The organism is Kitasatospora mediocidica KCTC 9733 (assembly GCF_000744225.1).
Lineage (GTDB): Bacteria > Actinomycetota > Actinomycetes > Streptomycetales > Streptomycetaceae > Kitasatospora > Kitasatospora mediocidica.
Genome location: NZ_JQLN01000005.1, coordinates 1,925,158 through 1,944,154, shown reverse-complemented (window position 1 = coordinate 1,944,154; position 18,997 = coordinate 1,925,158). Strand labels below are relative to the sequence as shown.

The 18,997-nt window shown below is 71.5% G+C and carries 17 protein-coding genes; 9 read left to right on the top strand and 8 right to left on the bottom strand.

Annotated features, from left to right (window positions below):
* Nucleotides 1–61: 61 nt before the first annotated feature.
* Nucleotides 62–1,102, top strand: a complete 1,041-nt coding sequence (locus BS80_RS22570; RefSeq protein ID WP_083975065.1) for an alpha/beta fold hydrolase — start codon at nt 62–64, stop codon at nt 1,100–1,102.
* A gap of 386 nt (nt 1,103–1,488) precedes the next feature.
* On the opposite strand, the gene BS80_RS22565 is transcribed toward BS80_RS22570, so the two are convergent.
* From BS80_RS22565 to BS80_RS22545, 5 genes are all read right to left on the bottom strand, one after another.
* On the bottom strand, nt 1,489–2,190 hold the full coding sequence (locus tag BS80_RS22565) for a metal-dependent hydrolase (RefSeq protein ID WP_035800058.1): 702 nt from the start codon (nt 2,188–2,190) through the stop codon (nt 1,489–1,491).
* 146 nt (nt 2,191–2,336) lie between these two features.
* Nucleotides 2,337–3,521 carry a MarP family serine protease gene (locus BS80_RS22560; protein ID WP_035800055.1) on the bottom strand — a complete coding sequence of 395 codons (1,185 nt, stop codon included), beginning with the start codon at nt 3,519–3,521 and terminating at the stop codon, nt 2,337–2,339.
* Between the two features lie 173 nt (nt 3,522–3,694).
* Nucleotides 3,695–4,369: an NUDIX hydrolase gene (locus tag BS80_RS22555; RefSeq protein WP_035800054.1), complete on the bottom strand. Its 675-nt coding sequence runs from the start codon at nt 4,367–4,369 to the stop codon at nt 3,695–3,697.
* Between the two features lie 35 nt (nt 4,370–4,404).
* The gene (gene nth, locus BS80_RS22550; protein ID WP_035800050.1) at nt 4,405–5,271 is read right to left on the bottom strand and encodes an endonuclease III; all 867 of its coding nucleotides are present in this window, start codon (nt 5,269–5,271) and stop codon (nt 4,405–4,407) included.
* 9 nt (nt 5,272–5,280) lie between these two features.
* Complete coding sequence (locus tag BS80_RS22545) at nt 5,281–5,478, bottom strand: DUF2399 domain-containing protein (protein ID WP_035800047.1); 198 nt, start codon at nt 5,476–5,478, stop codon at nt 5,281–5,283.
* A gap of 143 nt (nt 5,479–5,621) precedes the next feature.
* Here BS80_RS22545 and BS80_RS22540 point away from each other — a divergent pair, with 143 nt between their 5' ends.
* The 4 genes from BS80_RS22540 to BS80_RS22525 all read left to right on the top strand — a co-directional run bounded on the left by BS80_RS22540 (nt 5,622) and on the right by BS80_RS22525 (nt 11,353).
* The gene (locus BS80_RS22540; protein WP_035800044.1) at nt 5,622–5,855 is read left to right on the top strand and encodes a type II toxin-antitoxin system VapB family antitoxin; all 234 of its coding nucleotides are present in this window, start codon (nt 5,622–5,624) and stop codon (nt 5,853–5,855) included.
* Nucleotides 5,852–6,259: a PIN domain nuclease gene (locus BS80_RS22535; RefSeq protein ID WP_035800042.1), complete on the top strand. Its 408-nt coding sequence runs from the start codon at nt 5,852–5,854 to the stop codon at nt 6,257–6,259. The genes BS80_RS22540 and BS80_RS22535 overlap by 4 nt, the downstream gene beginning before the upstream one ends.
* Before the next feature lie 103 nt (nt 6,260–6,362).
* A complete protein-coding gene (locus BS80_RS22530; RefSeq protein ID WP_035800039.1) occupies nt 6,363–9,110 on the top strand; it encodes a helix-turn-helix transcriptional regulator in 2,748 nt (915 codons plus the stop codon).
* A gap of 287 nt (nt 9,111–9,397) precedes the next feature.
* On the top strand, nt 9,398–11,353 hold the full coding sequence (locus tag BS80_RS22525; protein WP_083975355.1) for a putative Ig domain-containing protein: 1,956 nt from the start codon (nt 9,398–9,400) through the stop codon (nt 11,351–11,353).
* Nucleotides 11,354–11,494: 141 nt separating this feature from the next.
* Here the strand turns inward: BS80_RS22525 and sbnB are convergent, their stop codons facing one another.
* The gene (sbnB, locus tag BS80_RS22520; protein WP_035800036.1) at nt 11,495–12,502 is read right to left on the bottom strand and encodes a 2,3-diaminopropionate biosynthesis protein SbnB; all 1,008 of its coding nucleotides are present in this window, start codon (nt 12,500–12,502) and stop codon (nt 11,495–11,497) included.
* A gap of 85 nt (nt 12,503–12,587) precedes the next feature.
* Nucleotides 12,588–14,816, bottom strand: a complete 2,229-nt coding sequence (locus tag BS80_RS22515) for an MMPL family transporter (RefSeq protein ID WP_051966919.1) — start codon at nt 14,814–14,816, stop codon at nt 12,588–12,590.
* 330 nt (nt 14,817–15,146) lie between these two features.
* Between BS80_RS22515 and BS80_RS22510 the strand changes: the two genes are divergently transcribed.
* On the top strand, nt 15,147–16,160 hold the full coding sequence (locus BS80_RS22510; protein ID WP_051966918.1) for an ATP-binding cassette domain-containing protein: 1,014 nt from the start codon (nt 15,147–15,149) through the stop codon (nt 16,158–16,160).
* Nucleotides 16,157–16,987, top strand: coding sequence for an ABC transporter permease (locus BS80_RS22505; RefSeq protein WP_051966917.1), 831 nt, complete (start codon nt 16,157–16,159; stop codon nt 16,985–16,987). Before BS80_RS22510 ends, BS80_RS22505 begins: the two co-directional genes overlap by 4 nt.
* A 105-nt stretch (nt 16,988–17,092) precedes the next feature.
* Here BS80_RS22505 and BS80_RS22500 read toward each other — a convergent pair whose 3' ends face one another.
* A complete protein-coding gene (locus BS80_RS22500; protein WP_083975062.1) occupies nt 17,093–18,043 on the bottom strand; it encodes a helix-turn-helix domain-containing protein in 951 nt (316 codons plus the stop codon).
* Nucleotides 18,044–18,281: 238 nt separating this feature from the next.
* On the opposite strand from BS80_RS22500, the gene BS80_RS22495 reads away from it, so the two are divergent.
* Nucleotides 18,282–18,575, top strand: coding sequence for a hypothetical protein (locus BS80_RS22495; protein WP_157536482.1), 294 nt, complete (start codon nt 18,282–18,284; stop codon nt 18,573–18,575).
* Between the two features lie 211 nt (nt 18,576–18,786).
* A complete protein-coding gene (locus BS80_RS22490) occupies nt 18,787–18,969 on the top strand; it encodes a hypothetical protein (RefSeq protein WP_035800032.1) in 183 nt (60 codons plus the stop codon).
* Nucleotides 18,970–18,997: the final 28 nt, after the last annotated feature.

Here is an 18,997-nt window from a genome sequence, read left to right as displayed (position 1 = left end):
CGCTGTAGCCCGAACGAGTGCCGGGGCCGTGTTCCCGGCTCGAATGTGAAACGCTCTCGCTATGCCGCTTGACCAGAACCCCGACCTGCCCGTGCCGGGCGCGCCTGCGGGCCCCGCCCGGGAAGCCGAGCAGGTGGGCTCCGCAGGCGCGCCCGGCACGGGCGGCGGCGCCCGGACGGAGCCGCACGCCCTCCGTTCGACCCGCTGGAACGTCCGGATGCCCGGACCGTGGACCCACCGCGACCTGGCGGCCAACGGTGCGCGGTTCCACATCGCGGAGCAGGGCAGCGGGCCGCTGGTGCTGCTGGTACACGGATGGCCGCAGTACTGGTGGACCTGGCGGCACCAGATGGCCGCGCTGGCCGCGGCCGGCTACCGCGCGGTCGCCCTGGACCTGCGCGGCATGGGCGGCAGCGACCGCACCCCGCGCGGTTACGACCCGACCAACCTCGCCCTGGACATCACCGGCGTGATCCGTTCGCTGGGTGAGCACAGCGCTCACCTGGTCGGGCACGACACCGGCGGCTCGCTGGCCTGGGTGGCCGCGGTGATGCGTCCCTCGGTGATCCAGAGCCTGACGGTGGTCTCCGCCGCGCACCCCCGCCGGCTGCGCCGCGGCCTGCTGCAGGACCGTCGGCAGATGGCGGCCTTCGACCACGTGTTGGGCTTCCAGCGTCCCTGGATACCGGAACGACGCCTGGTCGCCGACGACGCCGCCCAGATCGGCGACTACCTCACCGCCTGGACGGGATCGAACGGGCCGGACGACGAGGCGCTCCTGAACTACCGCAACGCGATGCGGATCCCCAGCACCGCGCACTGCTCGATCGAGCCGTACCGCTGGCTGGTGCGCTCGCTGGCCCGTCCGGACGGCATCCAGTTCGTCCGCCGGATGAAGAAGCCGGTCACCGCACCGACGCTGCACATCCAGGGCGCGGCGGACCCGGTGCTGCTCTCGCACACCGCGCTCGGCTCGGGCGGCTACGTCGAGGCTCCCTACCGTTGGCGGCTGCTGCCGGGCGTCGGGCACTTCCCGCACGAGGAGGCTCCGGAGGAGCTGAGCAGCGAGCTGGTCAGCTGGGTGCGCGAGCACAAGCGGTAGCGGCGAGAGCGCCCGACTGTCCCTCAGGTGGGCGCCCCATACCCCCATTTGACTTATATGACTAGATGTTCCTATGACTGCGGCATAGGCCATTTCGCCCGGAACAGGGTGGTTACCTCAGCGGGCTCAGGGGCATCCATCCACCATGACCTGGACGCCCGATCGCACCGCCGCGCCCCGCGGACGGCGCCTCACCCGCACCCCACAGAATCCCTCGTACCAATCCGAACGACCGCAGGCCACACCACAGTCGCTCGCCGAACCGCATCCGCTGGGCATTCCCCGCATCCTCGGCCGCCGCGCCCGCTGGGTCGGCGCACGACTGCGGCGCGAGGCCTGAGCCCCGCGCCGCCTGTCGCGCTCCGTCCACCACTGTGGACGACGTTTCAGCCGATGAGGCCCGGCTGGAACGTCGTGACGCAGAGCAGGGCCACCGTCGCCACCGACATGATCGGCACGAGGATCTTGGTCTCCACCTTGTTGCCGGTGTGCTTGATCAGCACGATCTCGTAGCGCTGCTTGTGCGGCCAGAGCAGCGGCGCACCCATCTTCGTGAGGCAGTCGCCGATCAGGTGGGCGAGGGTGCCGAGCGCGACCGCGTACGGCAGCCAGCCCGGCGCGTTCGGCATCCACTTGTCCATGATGACCGTGCCCAGCGTCGCGAGACCGATGACGGTCAGCCAGGTGTGGTGGCCATGGCCCGGCACGTGCAGGCGCAGCGCCTTCACCGCCATGGCCAGCAGGAAGAACGTCATGCCCAGCGTGAAGTACCGCCCGCCGTACGTCACGCCGGCCCAGGTGCCGCCACCCATCAGCGCCACGAAGAGGAACGAGTGGGTGGCGTGCCGGTGGCCGCCGGAGGCCCAGGCGACGAAGCGGCAGAGGGCCTTGGAGACCGGGCCGAGGAAGTTGGCGATGGTGCCGTCGTGGTGGTCCAGGTCGGGCAGCAGGGCCGCTCCGGCGCAGAGCACGGTCCCCAACAGGATGTCGGCCGGCTTCAGGTGGGTGTGCAGCAGCAGCGGCGGCAGAAAGGGCGCGGAGCCCGCGTAAAGCAACGCGCCGCTGACCGCGTGCGAGTGACCCATCATGGCGTTCGGTGACCTCCAGTTCGGCGCCCGCTGCGGTCGGATTGAGCCGAACGGGTGAGCGCCGCCGACGCTATCAGGAGGAACTGACGGTTCGCCGGATGGCGTTCCGACACACCGTCACCAGGCGCGATGCCAGGAGACACGGCCTAGAGCGCGCAGCCCTGGGTGTCCACCTGGCCGGTGGCCGTCGCCCCGGCCGTCGCGTCCGCCTTCACCTCGGCCGCCGTCAGGGCGTATCCGGTGTCCGCGCTGTCCAGCGACTTGGCGAAGACCACGCCGTACACCTCGCCCTCCGGGGTCAGCAGCGGACCGCCGCTGTTGCCCTGGCGGACCTCGGATCGGACCGAGTACACGTCCCGGACCACCTGGCCGCGGTGGTAGATGTCCGGGCCGTTGGCCTGGATCTCGCCGCGGATCCGGGCGGGCTGCACGTTGAACGGGCCGTTCTCGGGGAACCCGGCCACGATCGCGCTGTCGTTCGTCCGGGCCGTCCCCGCGAAGACCAGCGGGGGCGCGTTCAGCTTCGGGACGTCCAGGATCGCGATGTCGCGCTGCCAGTCGTAGCGCACCACGGTCGCGTCGTAGAGCGGGCCGGTGCCGCCGATCTGGACCGTCGGCTCGTCCACCCCGCCCACCACGTGGGCGTTGGTCATCACCCGGTGCGGGGCGAAGACGAAGCCGCTGCCCTCCAGCGTCTTGCCGCAGGAGGTCGCGGTGCCGACCACCTTCACCAGGCTCTGCCGGGCCCTGGCCAGCGCCGGGCTGCCGGCCAGCGCCGGGTCCGGGGCCTCCACCTCGGTGATCGGCTCGTGCTCGAAGGGGTTGAAGACCTGCGGGAAGCCGTTGCTCGACAGCACCTTGCTGAAGTCGGCGAACCAGTTGGGCGCGTCCCCCGGCAGCGCGTCCTGCACCCCGCTGAGCACCTTGGAGGTCCGGACCTGCTTGGAGACCGTCGGCATGGACGTCCCCGCGAGCGCAGAGCCGATCAGCCAGGCGACCAGCAGCATCGACAGCACGTTCACCACCGAACCGCCGAACGCGTCCAGCGCCTTGGCCGGACTGCCCCCGATCCGTCCGCGCAGCTTCCAGCCGAGCTGGGTGGTGGCAGCCTGCCCGATCGCCGCGAAGACGATCACCACGACCACCGCCACCACCGACGCGGTGGTGCCGGGACTGAGGTGGCTGAGCAGCAGCGGCAGCAGCTCGACAGCGATGAGCCCCCCGCCGAGGAACCCCAGGACGGAGAGAATGCCCACCACGAAGCCCTGCCGGTAGCCCGACACGGCGAAGCCGATCGCGGCGGCGAGCAGAAGCAGATCCAGCACGTTCACGCTGCCACCCTCCCATGGACCCGGAGCCGCTCGGCACCGGACCTGCCAACCCCGTCCTGCCCCCGTCCGGGCCCGGGCATGCGCGTGGCAGCCCGGCGGACGGGGGACCGACCCGGTGACCGGCACGCTCGGTCGGGCGCGGTCCAGGGGTGGGGCTGCCAAGGGTAGGGCAGCTACACCAGTTCGACCGCACGGGAGCTGTCCCAGGGGAGCTCCAGCCCGCTGTGGTGCAGCATCCGGTCGATGACGCCGGCCGTGAATCCCCAGACCACCCGGTCCGCCACCTCGAAGGCCGGCCCGGAGAAGCCCGACGGATGCCGGTAGCGCCCTCGGCGGGCCGGGTCGGTCAACTCGGCCAGCGGGACCCGGAAGACCGCGCCCGTCTCCCCCGGATCCACCGGCGCGACCGGGCTCTCCCGCCGCCACCAGCCGAGCACCGGAGTGACCACGAAGTCACTGACCGGAATGTAGAGAGCGGGCAGCGTCGCGAAGACCTGGACCCCCTCCGGGTCGAGCCCGGTCTCCTCCGCCGCCTCGCGCAGCGCAGCGGCCACCGGGCCCTCGCCCTGCGGATCGCCGTCCACCGGGTCCAGCGCCCCGCCCGGGAACGAGACCTGGCCGGCGTGCGAGCGCAGCGAGCTGGACCGCTCGATCAGCAGCAGGTCCGGCCCGTCGGCGCCCTCGCCGAAGAGCAGCAGGACGGCCGAGTGCCGCCCGCCCTCGGCCGGCGGCAGGAACCGGCTCATCTGCTCGGGACGGACCGTCTCGGCCGCCGCCCGCACCGGCAGCAGCCAGCCCGGCAGACCGTCACGGACCAGCAGGGCCGACTCGCTGCTGCTTCTCTTCACTCGGCTGTTCCCTTCCGAAGCGCCGACTGCGCGCACTACGCCTGCGGTGCCGCGGCTGCGGCGGGGGCGGGGGCGGGGGCGGCGGCCTGCCCCGGATAGTCCGCGGGCGGCTTGAGCCGCTGCCCGGGCTGGCCGCCCATCTCGTACTTCAGCAGCTTGCGGGCCTTCTCGGGATCGGTTTCGCCCTCTCCGTACGACGGGCAGAGCGGCGCGATCGGGCAGGCCCCGCAGGCGGGCTTGCGGGAGTGGCAGATCCGGCGCCCGTGGAAGACCACCCGGTGCGACAGCATCGTCCACTCCGACTTGGGGAAGATCTCCGCGACCACGGCCTCGACCACCACCGGGTCCTCCTCGGTCGTCCACCCGAACCGCCGGGCGAGCCGGCCGAAGTGGGTGTCCACCGTGATGCCCGGGACCCCGAAGACGTTGCCGAGGACGACGTTGGCCGTCTTGCGGCCGACGCCGGGAAGGGTGACCAGGTCCTCCAGCCGGCCGGGGACCTCGCCGCCGAAGTTGTCGCGCAGGCTGATCGAGAGCCCGATCAGCGACTTCGCCTTCATCCGGAAGAACCCGGTGGGCCGGATGACCTCCTCCAGTTCCTCCGGGACGGCCGCCGCCATGGCCTCGGGGGTGGGGTACTTCGCGAACAGCGCGGGCGTCGTCTGGTTCACCCGGAGGTCGGTGGTCTGCGCCGACAGCACGGTGGCCACCAGCAACTCGAACGAATTCTCGAAGTCCAACTCGGGGTGGGCGTACGGATACACCTCCGCCAGCTCGCGGTTGATCTTCCGCGCCCGCCGCACCATCGCGAGGTGCGACTCGGGCTTGCGCGGCTTCGCGGCCGGCTTGGCGGTGGCCGCCTTCGCCGCCGGCGCAGCCTTCTTGACCTTGCTCTCTGCCATGCACGAAGGCTACGCCGAACGGCCGCCCCCGCACGCGAGATCAGCGATCAGGCCTGGTCCTGGCGCCTCGGAGCCGAGGTGGTCCGCGGCGGCGAGCAGGACGGCCGCGTTCTCGCAGACGTACGCCGTGCCGCCGCCCGGCGGCCGAGGCGCGTCCCGGAACAGCTGGCGGAGCGTCAGCACGGCGAGCTGCCCGGCTGCGGCCATGGCGCTCAGCACTCGTCCGGTGGCGATGTGACCGTCACCGGGATCGGCGTCAGCCAGCCGCAGCGAAGGATCCTCACCTTTTGGGCAGCAGATGTGGATGGCATACTGGACTTACATACATCAACAACATGAGGAGGGTCGGCATGTCCATCACTCAGATCGACCTTGATGACCAGGCACTCGCTGACGCAATGCGGCTCATGGGCACCACCACCAAGAAGGAAACCGTCAACGCCGCTCTCCGTGACTACATCAACCGGGTCAAGCGTCTCGAGGCCGCCGAGAGGCTCGCTGCGCGCGGGGCCGCCGGCGAGTTCGAGCAGGCCGCCGCCGGCCGGGCAGCCGCCAAGGCCGCCCACCGGGCGGCGTTCGAGTGATCACGTACCTGCTCGACACCTCTGCCCTGTGGCACCTGTTCCGCACCCCGGCGGCGCTGGCGCCCTGGGAGGGGCACATCGCCGCCGGGGTTTTCCACATCTGCGAGCCCACCCGGACCGAATTCCTCTACTCCGCCACCGGGCCGGCCCACCGGGACGAACTGGCAGAAGAGATCGACGCGCTGTGCCATCTGTCGCCGGTGCCGAAAACGGCCTGGCGCTGGGTCGACACCGCGCAGTACAAACTGACCCAACGCGGGCAACACCGCGCAGCCGGCGCGATCGACCTACTCGTGTGCGCCACAGCCGTCCACCATGGGCACACCGTCCTCCACGTGGACAACGACTTCCCCACCGTGGCGGCGGTCCTCAAGGAGGTTCAGGAACGAGACGCCCGAACCTGACGAACGACCCACCAGCAGGCGGCAGATCGCCCGGCGCGGGGGAATGAAGCAGCGGGGGATAAGGACTAGACCACTTCGGATGTCCGGGTGGAGACTCTTCGCCATGAGCGACGCGACAGCCCTGCTGGGTCGCGACGGGCTGCTCGTCCGGTGCCGGGCGGGCCTGGCGGACGGCGGCGGGGTGCTGCTGACCGGGCCGGTCGGGATCGGAAAGTCCGCAGTCCTGGACGCCCTGGAGGCCGAGGCGACCGAGGCCGGTGTGCTGGTGCTGCGCTGCGACGCGTCGGCGGCTGAGGCTTCACTGCCGTACCTGGCGCTGTACGACCTGTTCGCGCGGCCGATCGCCGAGCAGGAGGGGCTGCTCGCGCCGCATCTGCGCGCGGCGCTGGATGTCGTGCTGCTGCGCGCGCCCGCGAGTGACGGGCCGCCGGGTGGCCAACTGGCCGTCCGGGTCGCGGTGCTGGAGCTGCTGCGGGCGCTGGCCGGGCAGCGTCCGGTGCTGCTGGTACTGGACGACGCGCACTGGCTGGATCCGGCCAGCGCGCAGGTGCTCGGCTTCGCCGCCCGTCGGCTGCACGGACAGCGGGTCCGGGTGGCCGCCACCGAGCGGGTGGCGGTGGGGCGCGAGCCGGGCTGCCTCGACCTGTTGCCCGGGCCACGGACCGAACTCGCCGTCGAGGCCCTGCCGCAGGCCCAGGTCGGCGAACTGCTGCGGGTCCGGCTCGGGTTGGCGCCGGCCGGCCGGCTCTCCGGGCGGATCCGCTCGGTCAGCGCCGGCAACCCGTTCTACGCCCTCCAACTCGGGGAGGCCGCCCTGCGGTTGGCACAGCCGCCGAGCCCCGACCAGCCGCTGCCGGTACCGCAACGGCTGCGCGAGCTGTTCGCGGACCGGCTGGCGGCCCTGTCGCCGGAGGCCACCGAGGCCCTGTTGCTCGCCGCGGCGGCCGCCCGGCCGTACCGCATGCTGCCAGAGGCGACCGAACGAGCCTCGGAGGATGCCGAGTTGACGGTGGGCTCACGGTCCGAGCCGCACGCGGCCCATCCGCTGCTGCGCGAGATCGTCTACGCCGACGCGACGCCGGCGCATCGGCAGGCGTGCCACGCCGCGCTCGCCGAGCGGCTGCACGATCCGCTGGAGCGGGCCCGGCAGCACGCACTGGCCACCACCGGCGCCGGCCGCGAACTCGCCGAGGAGCTGGCGGCCGCGGCGCGGATCGCGGTCGGCCGGGGCGCGCCCGCGCTCGCCGCCGAGCTGTCCCGGCTGGCGTCCGAACGCACCCCCGGCGACCCGGACCTGGCCGCCGAGCGGCTGCTCGACTGCGCCCGGCACGCCCACGACGCCGGCCTGATCGACCAGGCGAAGGAGGCCTGTGAGGCGGTCCTGCGCGGGACGAACGGCGGCGCCCGGGTCGGCGCCCGGCTGCTGCTGGCCGCCCTCGCCGGAGGCGACCGCGCCGCGGTGCCCGCGCTGCTGGACGCAGCACAGATGGACGCCGCGCAGGCCGAGGCCGGCGACGCGCCGCGGCTGCGCGCCGCCGTGCAGCTCTACCGGGCCGAGCACGCGATCAGCACCGGGCAGACCGACCTCGGCCTCGCCGCGCTGGCCGAGGCCGAGCGCCACGCCGAGCACAGCGGGGACGCGGACCAGCAGATCGGGGTGATCGCGTTACGCGCGCCGATCGAGATGCAGTTCCGCCCCGCCCGGGTGCTGCCCTCGCTACGCCGGGCGGCGGCGCTGGCGGCCGGACGGGCGGGCGGGCCCGCGCAGGGCGCCCCGGCGCTGACGGCGGCCTCGGTCCAGGTGCGCTGCTGCCTGGTGGTCCGGCTGCTGCGCGGCGGCGAGGTCGCCGAGGCGATCGACGCGGTGAACCTGTTGCGCAGTGACGTCGAGAGCGCGGGCCGGGTCAAGGACCTGGGCGACGTGCTGCACATGGTCGCCTCGGTCCACGAGCGGGCCGGGCTCTGCTCGCAGGCGTACCGGGCGGCGCTGCTCGGCGGGCGGATGCGGGTGGAGCTCGGGCCGACGCCCGCGCCGGGGCTGGTGCTGCGCGCGGCCGCCGAGCTCAACGGCGGCACCGCCGAGCGGGCCGGGGAGCTGGCCGCCGCCGCGCTGCGGGCCGGGGAGCTGGCCGGGGACGTCGAGTGGTCGGCCTACGCGCTGGGGCTGCGCGGCCGGGCGGACCTGCTCGGCGGACGGATGCCGCAGGCGGCCGAACACCTGGGCCGCTGCCGCTCTTTGCTGCGCGGCCTGGGCCTGGTGGATCCCGCGCTCTTCCTCGTCGACGCGGATCTGATCGAGGCGCTGGCCCGGTCGGGGGCGACCGGGGAGGCCTGGCGGGTGCTGGACGAGGCGACCCGCGAGGCGACCCGGCTGGACCGGCAGGTGGTGCGGCTCGGGCTCGCCCGCGCCCGTGCGGTGCTGGTCGCGCTGGGCGGCGATCCGCGCGGCGCGGCGGACCGGCTGCGCGCGGAGCTGCCGCCCGCCCACCCCTATCCGCTGGAGAGTGCCCGGGCGCTGCTCACCCTCGGCGATCTCGAACGCCGGGCCCGGCGCCGGGCGGCCGCCCGCGCGGACCTGCGCGGCGCGGCCCGGGCCTTCGCCGCCGCGCACTGCCTCCCCTGGCTCGACCACACCCGACAGAGGCTCGCCCAGCTGGACGGCCCGGCGGCCGCGCTGAGCGAACTGGAGCGCCAGATCGTCGAGTTGGTGCAGCGCGGCTCGACCAACCGGCAGATCGCCGCCACCCTGCACATCTCGGTCAAGTCGGTGGAGGGCAGCCTCACCCGGCTGTTCCGCCGGTTCGGGGTGCATGACCGGACCGAACTCGCCGTCCGACGACTGGCCGGCTGAGCCACCGTCAGCCCGTACGGACGGCCACGCCCGGGGCGGTGCAAGGGGTCGGCCGCCGTCCGGACGAGGGGCGCAAGGGTACCCCCTCGGGTTTGCAAGTAAAGGTCAAGGGCGGCAGTTCACCTTTGATTCATTGACCGTACCTGAGGTGAAGACTACGTTTCCGCTCGGCACGGGTCGGAGTCGGCACTCCGGTCCGTGCGGGATGAGCTCGTGGGCGACCCGCCCTACGAGCCTGGTCCGCCCCTCCCCACCGGGGCGATGTCAGAAAAGGAGTCCGAGTGGACATGCACCATTCGGCACGCCGTGGACGGCCCGCACTCCTGGCCCGGTTCTCCGTGCTGGGCCTCCTGGTAGCGATGGTCCCCACCGCCTTCGCCGCCGGCACCGCCAACGCAGCCGCCAGCGCGAGCACCCCCGCCGGACCGGCCGGGATCACCGTGGCCCGCTCCTGCGCCGAGCCGACGCATCCGGGCGAGATGGCCTGCCTGGCGCTCAAGCGCACCGACGTCCACGAGAGCGCCCTGGCCGCTCCCGCCGTGCCCTCCGGCTACGGGCCCGGCGACCTGACCAGCGCCTACAACCTGCCGTCCGGCGGCTCGGGCCAGACCGTCGCGATCGTCGACGCGCAGGACGACCCGAACGCCGAGTCGGACCTCGCGTCCTACCGCTCGAACTACGGCCTGCCCGCCTGCACCACCGCGAACGGCTGCTTCCGCAAGATCGACGAGAACGGCGGCACCAACTACCCGTCGCCGGACACCGGTTGGGCCGGTGAGATCTCGCTCGACGTCGACATGGTCAGCGCGGTCTGCCCGAACTGTCACATCCTGCTGGTGGAGGCCACCTCGGCCAGCGACGCCGACCTCGGCACCGCGGTGAACCAGGCCGTGGCGCAGGGCGCGAAGTTCATCTCCAACAGCTACGGCGGCTCCGAGGACTCCTCGGTCACCTCCTCGGACGCGGCGTACTTCAACCACCCGGGCGTGGCGATCACGGTGAGCGCCGGTGACTCCAACTACGGCGCGGAGTACCCCGCGACCTCGCAGTACGTCACCGCGGTCGGCGGCACGGCGCTCACCCGGGCATCGAACGCCCGCGGCTGGAGCGAGAGCGTGTGGAACACCAACTCCACCGAGGGCACCGGCTCGGGCTGCTCGGCGTACCTCGCCAAGCCGTCCTGGCAGCACGACACCGGCTGCTCGCACCGGATGGAGACGGACGTCTCCGCGGTGGCCGACCCGGCGACCGGCGTCGCGGTCTACCAGACCTACGGCGGCAGCGGCTGGGCCGTCTACGGCGGGACCAGCGCGGCCTCCCCGATCATCGCCTCGGTGTGGGCGCTGGCCGGCGCCCCGGCCGCGGGTGACCGGGCAGCCCAGTACCCGTACAACCACACCAGCAGCTTCAACGACGTGACCACCGGCAACAACGGCTCGTGCTCGGTGGCGTACTACTGCAAGGCCGGTGCCGGCTACGACGGCCCGACCGGCTGGGGCACCCCGAACGGCACCAGCGGCTTCAGCTCCGGCTCGCCCGCACCCGGCGAGACGGTGACCGTCGCCAACCCCGGCAACCAGAGCGGCACCGTCGGCACCTCGGCCTCGGTGCAGGTCAGCGCGACCGACTCGGCGGGCAACGCGCTGACCTACAGCGCCACCGGCCTCCCCGCCGGCCTGACGATCAGCTCCACCGGCCTGATCAGCGGCACCCCCACCACCGCGACGACGGCCAACGTCACCGTCACCGCCTCCTCGGGCACCGCCTCGGGCAGCACCACCTTCAGCTGGACCGTCAAGGGCGGCAGCACCGGTGAGACGGTGACCTTCCGCAGCCCGGGCAACCAGAGCGGCGTCACCGGCACCGCGGTCTCCCTCCAGGTCGCCGCCAGCGACTCGGCGGGCAACGCCCTGACCTACAGCGCCACCGGCCTCCCCGCCGGCCTGACGATCAGCTCCACCGGCCTGATCAGCGGCACCCCCACCACCGCGACGACGGCCAACGTCACCGTCACCGCCAGCTCGGGCACCGCCTCGGGCAGCACCACCTTCACCTGGACCGTCACCTCCGGGGGTGGCGGCGGCTGCGGCGGGCTGACGGCCTGGAGCGCCGCCACCTCGTACGTGCCGGGCGCGCAGGTGTCCTACAACGGCCACAAGTGGCTCTCCACCTGGTACTCCACCGGCTCCGCACCCGGCGCGCCGGCCTCCTGGGCCGTCTGGTCGGACCAAGGGGCCTGCTGATGACCCCGGCGGGTACCGAGACGGACCGGTAGCCCGCCGGAGACCGGGGCCGCGATGGCAGGGGAGCCGTCGCGGCCCCACCCTCATGCCCGGAGCCGGGGCCCGGTCAGGGGGCGGCCTCGTGAGGACCGTCGGTGGTGACTACCAGCGGGTGGTCTCGGTGAAGAAGTCCGGGATATCGATGGCCTCGCCGGCCGCCACGGCGCTGCGGTAGACCAGCGCGCCGACCGCGAGGTCGAGCACCCCGAGGCCGAACGGCGAGAAGACGACCGGGCGGTCGGTGCCCACGGCGGCCCGTCCCTCGATCACGTCGGCCAGCGTGCCGGTGACGAAGTCCCGGTTGCCGTAGAGCTGTTCGGCCAGGTGCGGCGAGGTGTTGGCCTTCATGCAGTGCTCGACGTCGTCCACCACGTTGTACGAGCCGCCGATGATCTCGGGGCCGATGTCGCGCAGCGAGATGTTCAGCACCAGCTGCCCGGGGGCGAAGGCGTCCGGCGCCACGATGTACGGCTCGCCCACCGTGGTGGCCAGCACCACCACGTCGGCGCCGGCCAGCGCGGCCGAGAGGTCCTGCTCGGTGGCCGCCTGGTAGCCGAGCTCCTTGCTCGCGTGGTCCGCCAGCGCCTGGCCGTACTCGGGGTTGGTGTCGTGCACGACGACCGTGCCCACCGACCACTCCTGCGCGGCGAAGAACTCCAGGATGTTGCGCGCGATGATGCCGGCGCCGACCACGGTCAGCTTGCCGGCGCTACGGCCGCCGCTCAGCACCTCGGCCGCCAGGACGGCCGAGGCCGCCGTACGTGCCGCGCTGATCTGGGAGGCCTCCAGGAGCGCGAAGGGGTATCCCGTCTCGTAGTTGTTGAGCAGCAGCGCGGCCGAGGCCCGCGGGAATCCGAAGTCGATGTTGCCCGGGAAGCTGCTGATCCACTTGATCCCCGCCACCCCGACCTTGCCCCCGAGGTACGCCGGCAGGGCGATGATCCGGCTCTCCGGCTTCTCGGGGAACCGCAGGAAGTAGCTGTCCGGGTTGACGGACTCGCCTGCCGCGTGGGTCAGGTAGGTCTCCCGGACCTCCTGGACGATCTGCTTCCTGCCGCGCTCGATGATGCTCCGCGCGGTGCTGCCGGCGATGACGCTGAAATCGAACACCTGTGATCCACTCCATCGGGGGCCGCAGCGGATGCTGCGGCCCCGGTCTTGTCGGGCGCTGCGGCCCCGGGTCTGTCGGGGACGGTCAGCCGGCCGAACGTACGGTCTCGTGTCGAACGAACGTATCGGCTCCCAGCACCTCCTGATGGACCGCCTGCTGCGGGCGGCGGCCGCCCAGCCAGGACGGCAGGTACCAGTTGCGCTCGCCGAGCAGGGTCATCACCGAGGGCAGCAGCACCGCCCGGACGACGGTGGCGTCCAGGAAGACCGCGACCGCCAGGCCGATGCCGAGCTCCTTGAAGTCCTGCATGCCCAGGGTCCCGAAGACCGCGAACACCGCCACCATGATCAGACCGGCGCTGGTGACCACCCCGGCGGTGTTGCGGATGCCGCTCGCGACGGCGTCGCGGTTGGACGCACCGTTCTCGTGCGCCTCACGGATCCGTGAGACCACGAAGACGTGGTAGTCCATCGACAGGCCGAACAGCACCACGAAGACGAACAGCGGCATCCAGGACTCGATGGCGCCCGGCGCCTTGGTGCCCACCAGCGAAGCACCCCAACCGTGCTGGAAGACGGCGGTCATGACGCCGTAGGCGGCGGCCACCGAGAGCAGGTTGAGCAGGATCGAGGTCACCGAGATGACCAGCGAGCGGAACGAGAAGAGCATCAGCAGGAAGGTCACGCCCATCACGAAGGCGAAGACCGGGACGATGCTGGAGCTGAGCTGGGCGTTGTAGTCCACCGAGAACGCCAGGTCACCGCTGACCAGCGCGGTGGTCCCGGAGGCGGCGCCCAGGGTCTGCGGGATGATCTGGGTGCGCAGGGCCTTGAGGGCACCCTTGGAGGTCGCGTCGGTGCCGTTGCCGATCAACGGCACGTTGATCTCCGCGATGTTCTCCTTGGCGTGGACCTGCACGTCGATCGCGCTGCCGGTCTGGCCGGACGCGAGGGCTGCCTTCTTGAAGTCGGCGATGGCCTGGGTGGTCTGCGCGGAGGTGATGTCCGCGGACTTGACGATGACCTGGGCCGGAGCGGGGGCGCCGGGAAACTCCTTGTTGATCTGCTGCGAGACCGACACCAGCGGGTTGCCGGAGGGCAGCAGCTTGTCCATGCCGAGCTTCTCGGTCTTCATGCCGATCGCCGGGGCGGCCAGCACCAGCAGGCCGGCCACGGCCAGCGAGGCGAAGACGCCGGGACGCGACAGCACTCCGCGCAGCAGCGCGTTGTTCTGCTTGGGCTTCAGGGCGGCGGCCTTGCGGCGCTTGGTGATGAACGGGACCTTTCCGTAGTCGACCCGGTCGCCCAGCATCGTCATCAGGGCGGGCAGCACGGTCATCGAGCCGACCACCGCGACCAGCACGACCTCGATGGTCGCGATCGCGAAGCCCTCGAAGACGGTCAGACCGGAGAGGAACATCCCGGCCATCGCGACCATCACGGTGAGGCCGGAGATCAGCACCGAGTGCCCGGAGGTCGCCGCGGCGATCCGCAGCGCGCTGGCCGGGTCACGTCCGGCGGCGCGCTCCTCACGCTCGCGGCGCAGGTAGAAGAGGCAGTAGTCGACGCCGACGGCCAACCCCATCAGGAACATCACGGAGTTGGTCATCCCGTCGACCGGGACCAGGTGGCTGGTCAGCGCGAGCAGCCCGAGCGAGCCGACGCAGGCGGTGACCGCGAGCCCGACCGGCAGGACGGCGGCGACGAAGGCGCCGAAGACCACCAGCAGGATCGCCAACGCGACCGGCAGCGCGGTGAATTCGGCGCGGGCGAAGTCGGATCCGAGGCTGTCGTCGATCCCCTTCAGCGCGGTGGCCGCGCCGAACTCGCCGAGGGTGAAGCCCGGTTGGGTCCTGGCGGTGGCGCTCACCGCGTCGATCACCGGACCGACCCGGTCCGCCGCGGTGTCCGGGTCACCGGAGACGTCGAACTGGATGAGCGCGGAGTGCCGGTCCGCGGAGAACAGTTGGGCGGCGTAGGGGTCGGTGACGTTCTGGGTCAGCCCGGTGTGGCTGATCGCGTCGATGGTGGCCTGCACCGCGTTCTGGAAGTCCGACGCGTCCGTGGTGAGCGTGTCGCTGTGGACCAGGATCAGCTCGTTGGCCGGGTCCTTGAGGCCGGCGTCGTTGAGGATCCGCTCGGCCTGGCCGGACTGTCCGGTTCCGTAATCGGCGTTGGTGAGATTGACCTGACCGGCGGCGCCACCGATCACGGTGACGAGGATGACCAGGATCAGCCACCCGAAAACGGCGGTCTTCCGGTGCTGGGAGCTCCATTCGCCCAGCACGGCGGCGATGTTGCGTCGACTTGCCATTACCTCTCCTGCGGTCAGCGGCAAAGATCAAAAGCCGCGGTACGTGGGGTTGACGGTGCGTACCGGCATGGGGGGAACCGGAAGAATGAGGTAGACGCTATGCCGTCCCGGGCCCGCTGTGAGCCCTCTCGCGAGGCAGCATCCTGCGGTGGCAATGTGCTGCCAGCCGACGGGCTCCGGAGCCTCTTACTGCCGTCTTTCACCGGTGCTACTGTCGGCACCGATGGGGGATTTCCATTCGATGCACACCGGGCTCTGCATTCTTCGACGGAGTTCGTGAATTCGCGTCCGCTTTCTTCTGAAACATATCCGAGGGAGGGAAGGAAAGTCATGGACATCGCCATACAGGCATCCGGGTTGGGAAAGCGCTACGGGGACCACCAGGCACTCGCCGGGGTCGACCTGGAGGTCGCGGCCGGCACCGTGCTCGGGCTGCTGGGCCCCAACGGCGCCGGCAAGACCACCACGGTCCGGATGCTGGCCACACTGCTGGAACCGGACTCCGGCCGGGCCACGGTGGCCGGCTTCGACATCGTCCGCCAGCAGCGCGAGGTACGGCGGCGGATCGGCCTGGCCGGCCAGTACGCGGCGGTCGACGGCCTGCTGACCGGGCGGGAGAATCTCGAACTGCTCGGCACTCTCCTGCATTTGGGACGCAAGGGGGCTCGTTCGCGGGCGTCCGAGCTGCTGGCCAGGTTCGAGCTGGAGGGCGCGGCCGAAAAGCCGGTGCAGACCTACTCGGGCGGCATGCGCCGTCGGCTGGACCTGGCGAGCGCCCTGATCGCCGCACCCAGCGTGCTGTTCCTGGACGAACCCACCACCGGTCTCGACCCGGCCAGTCGCCAGGTGCTCTGGCAGATGGTCCGCGAGCAGGTCGGGCAGGGCGTCACCGTCCTGCTGACCACCCAGTACCTGGAGGAGGCCGACTTCCTGGCCGACCGGATCCTGGTCATCGACAAGGGCCAGGTGCTGGCCGAGGGCACCCCGGACGAGCTCAAGCGCAAGGTCGGCGAGGAGTGGCTGGAGGTCGGCCTTGCCGACGCGGACGGCCTGGAGGCGGCGCTGGCCGCCCTGGCCAAGGTCGCCGTCGCCAGTCCCACCGTGGACCGGGCCAGCCGGCGCATCTCCGTCCAACTGGCCGACGGCATGGGCGCGATCACCGCGGCCGCCGCCGCCCTGGAGGGCACCGGCGTGGAGGTCGTCGACTTCGCACTGCGCCGTCCCTCGCTCGACGACGTCTTCTTCCACCTGACGGGACGGGAGACCGACCAGGGCCAGGACGCCTCGGACGCCTCGGACGCCTCGGCCACCACCCACGACAAGCGCGCCAAGGAGAACCAGTGAGCGCCACCAGCTTCGGCACGGTCGCCCCCGGCGGCTTCGGCACCGGCGTCAGCGACACCGTCGCGTTGATCGGCCGGCACCTGCGCCATCTGCGCCGGACGCCGGAGAAGATCATCGCGGTCACCCTGACCCCGGTGGCGATGGTCGGCATCCTCGGCTACCTGTTCGCCAGTGTGGTGAGCGTCCAGGGCACCGCGCAGTACCACGACTACGTGATGGGCGGCGTCTTCGCGCAGGTCGCGCTCTCCTGCGTGGGCGTCGCCGCACTCGGCGTCTCGGCCGACCTGCGGACCGGTCTGATCGACCGCTTCCGCTCGCTCCCGATGGCCAGATCCACCGTGCTGGTCAGCCACACCGCGGCCGACCTGGTGACCAGCGCGGTGGCCGTCGTGGGGGTCTCACTGGCCGGGCTCGCGGTGGGCTGGCGGATCCACAAGGGTTTCCTGCCGGCCGCGCTGGGTTTCGTGCTGATCCTCGCGTTCGCCTACGCGATGCTCTGGCTCGGCGCGCTGCTCGGCATGGTGATGCGCAACGCGGAGGCCATCAACGGTGTCTCGGCGCTGGTGCTGGTGATCTTCTCGTTCCTGTCCAGTTCGTTCATGCCGCTGACCGGACTGCCGACCTGGCTGCGGACGGTGGCCGAGTGGAACCCGGTGAGCGTGGTCTCCGCGGCCTGCCGGCAACTGTGGGGAAACGCCCCCGCGGCGGCGCACGGCAGCCTGGCGGTACAGCATCCGGTGCTCCTGGCGCCGATCCTGCTGGCCGCGATGATCGGCGTCCTGATGCCGGTCAGCATGCGCGTCTACCGCACGGCGGTCGTGCGCTGACGGATCGACCAGGTGATCCGGGCCCCCTCAGGGCGGGCCCGGATCACGTCCGTACCGGCCTGCGGCCCGTACGGTACGAGCCCCAGGAGGAGTCATGCCCCCGCCCTACTCCGCCTCGACCCCCGCGCCGTTCCTCGGCGGCAGCGACATCCCCTGCAGCAGCCCGCGCTCACCGGCGATGACGCCGGCCTGGAAGCGGCTGCGGCCGCCCAGTTCGGCCATCAGCTCGGCGGTGATCCGGCGCGAGGTGCGCACCGAGACGCCGAGCTTGCGCGCCACCACCTCGTCCGTGTGGCCCTGTGCCAGCAGGCTCAGGACCGCTCTGGCCTGCGGGCTGAGGCTGCTGTTGCCCGGATGCGGCATCCGCGACCCGTACGGCGCGGCGGCCTCCCAGACGTGCTCGAACAGCGCGCACAGCGCGGAGACCAGACCCGAACCGTGCAGCACCAGCGCGCCGACCCCGGTGTCGTCCGGGTTGGTCGGGACGACCGCGACCTCGCGGTCGAATATCACCATGCGCATCGGCAGCGACGGCGCCACCCGCACCCGGCCGCCCATCGAGGTGAGCCAGTCCAGATGCGCGGTCGTGCCGGAGTCGTTGGCCGAGCTCTCCAGATAGACGCTGCGCATCTGGACCCCGCGGTCGAAGACCTCCTTGTCGGCCGCCTGACTGGCCGCCCGGGCCGCGGCCGACTGTCCGCCGCCGGTGGCGAAACCCATGATCTCCGAGGTGCAGGAGTGTGAGAGCTCCTCCAGCCGGAGACGGATCTCGTCGACGCCCGACAGCTGTTCCACCCCGAGGTTGCGCTGCACCCGGTGGCTGTCGGCGTACTGGGCGATGAGCTTCGCCGCCTCGAGTCTGCTGCCGGCGATCTGCCGCTGGCGCTCCGCGAGATCGGTTTCCTGGCGGCTGATCAACGACGCCAGACTGACCTCGGGATTGACCAGGAGGAGATAGCCGGGCTGTTGCTCCGAGTGCCGCACGAGGGCGAGTCGGGCCAGGACGTCCAGACTGCAGCGGACCCGGTCCTCGCTCCAACCCAGGTGTGCGGCCAATCCGGCAACTCCGACCTGGGGAAACATCAGAACCGCTCGGTAGACGCCTTCAGCGTCCGGATCGAGTCCCAGCACCCCGAACATGCCCGCCGCCCCCTGTATCCAACTCACCATGACGCCATGACCATTGGTGGATCATGACGCATGGTACGGCACCCGATCGGCAGTCGCCGGAGTTCCGCCGAAGGCCCAGGTGAGGGAGAACGCGACGGGCTTCATCCACAGGAAAGGACCTGACATGTTCATTCTCACCGGACGAATGATCAGGGGAGACGAGTCCCTGGAACCCGCCGATCTCGCCCGACTGATCCGTGCGGCCGCCGAACCGGAGGACGGCCTGGAACACGTCTACGTCGAAACCGATCCGCTCGGCGCGGACGTGGTGCTCTTCCTCTCGCCGCCGACCACCGGAGGACACCATTCCTCTGCCATCCGGATCACCCGCCGATGCCTGGCGACCAGCGACGTTCTGCGCGGCTGGCAGCTGGGCGCCGGATTCAGCCGGGATCTCCTGCCCTTGATCAGCGAGTAGGCCCACTCGAATTACCCCTTGCAGGGTGTTGTCACCGCAGGACCCTGACAGTCCCGGGCAATGACACGGAACGCGTGTGCGAGACAGACTTACGTGTGTCGGGAGGGACAGTGATTTCCTTCCGAAAGTGGTCGCCAGTCGACTCGGACATGAACACCGGCTAATTCGCCGCCAATTCCGTAGCATTCGCCAGCCACAAGGGGATCTTCACATGACCGGCTTCAGCACTCTCGCCGTCCGCGTCAGCACCGTTCTCGCTTTCTGCCTCGGCAGCGCCATTCTCGCCGCCCCGCTCGCCCTGGCCGGGCCCGCGCTGTCCGACGGCCCCGCCGTCGTGACCGGTTCCACCAGCGGCGGTGGCTCCTCCCCCGCCGGCGACATCATCTGGGACTGATTCCGCCACACGACGCCGAAGGGGGGAT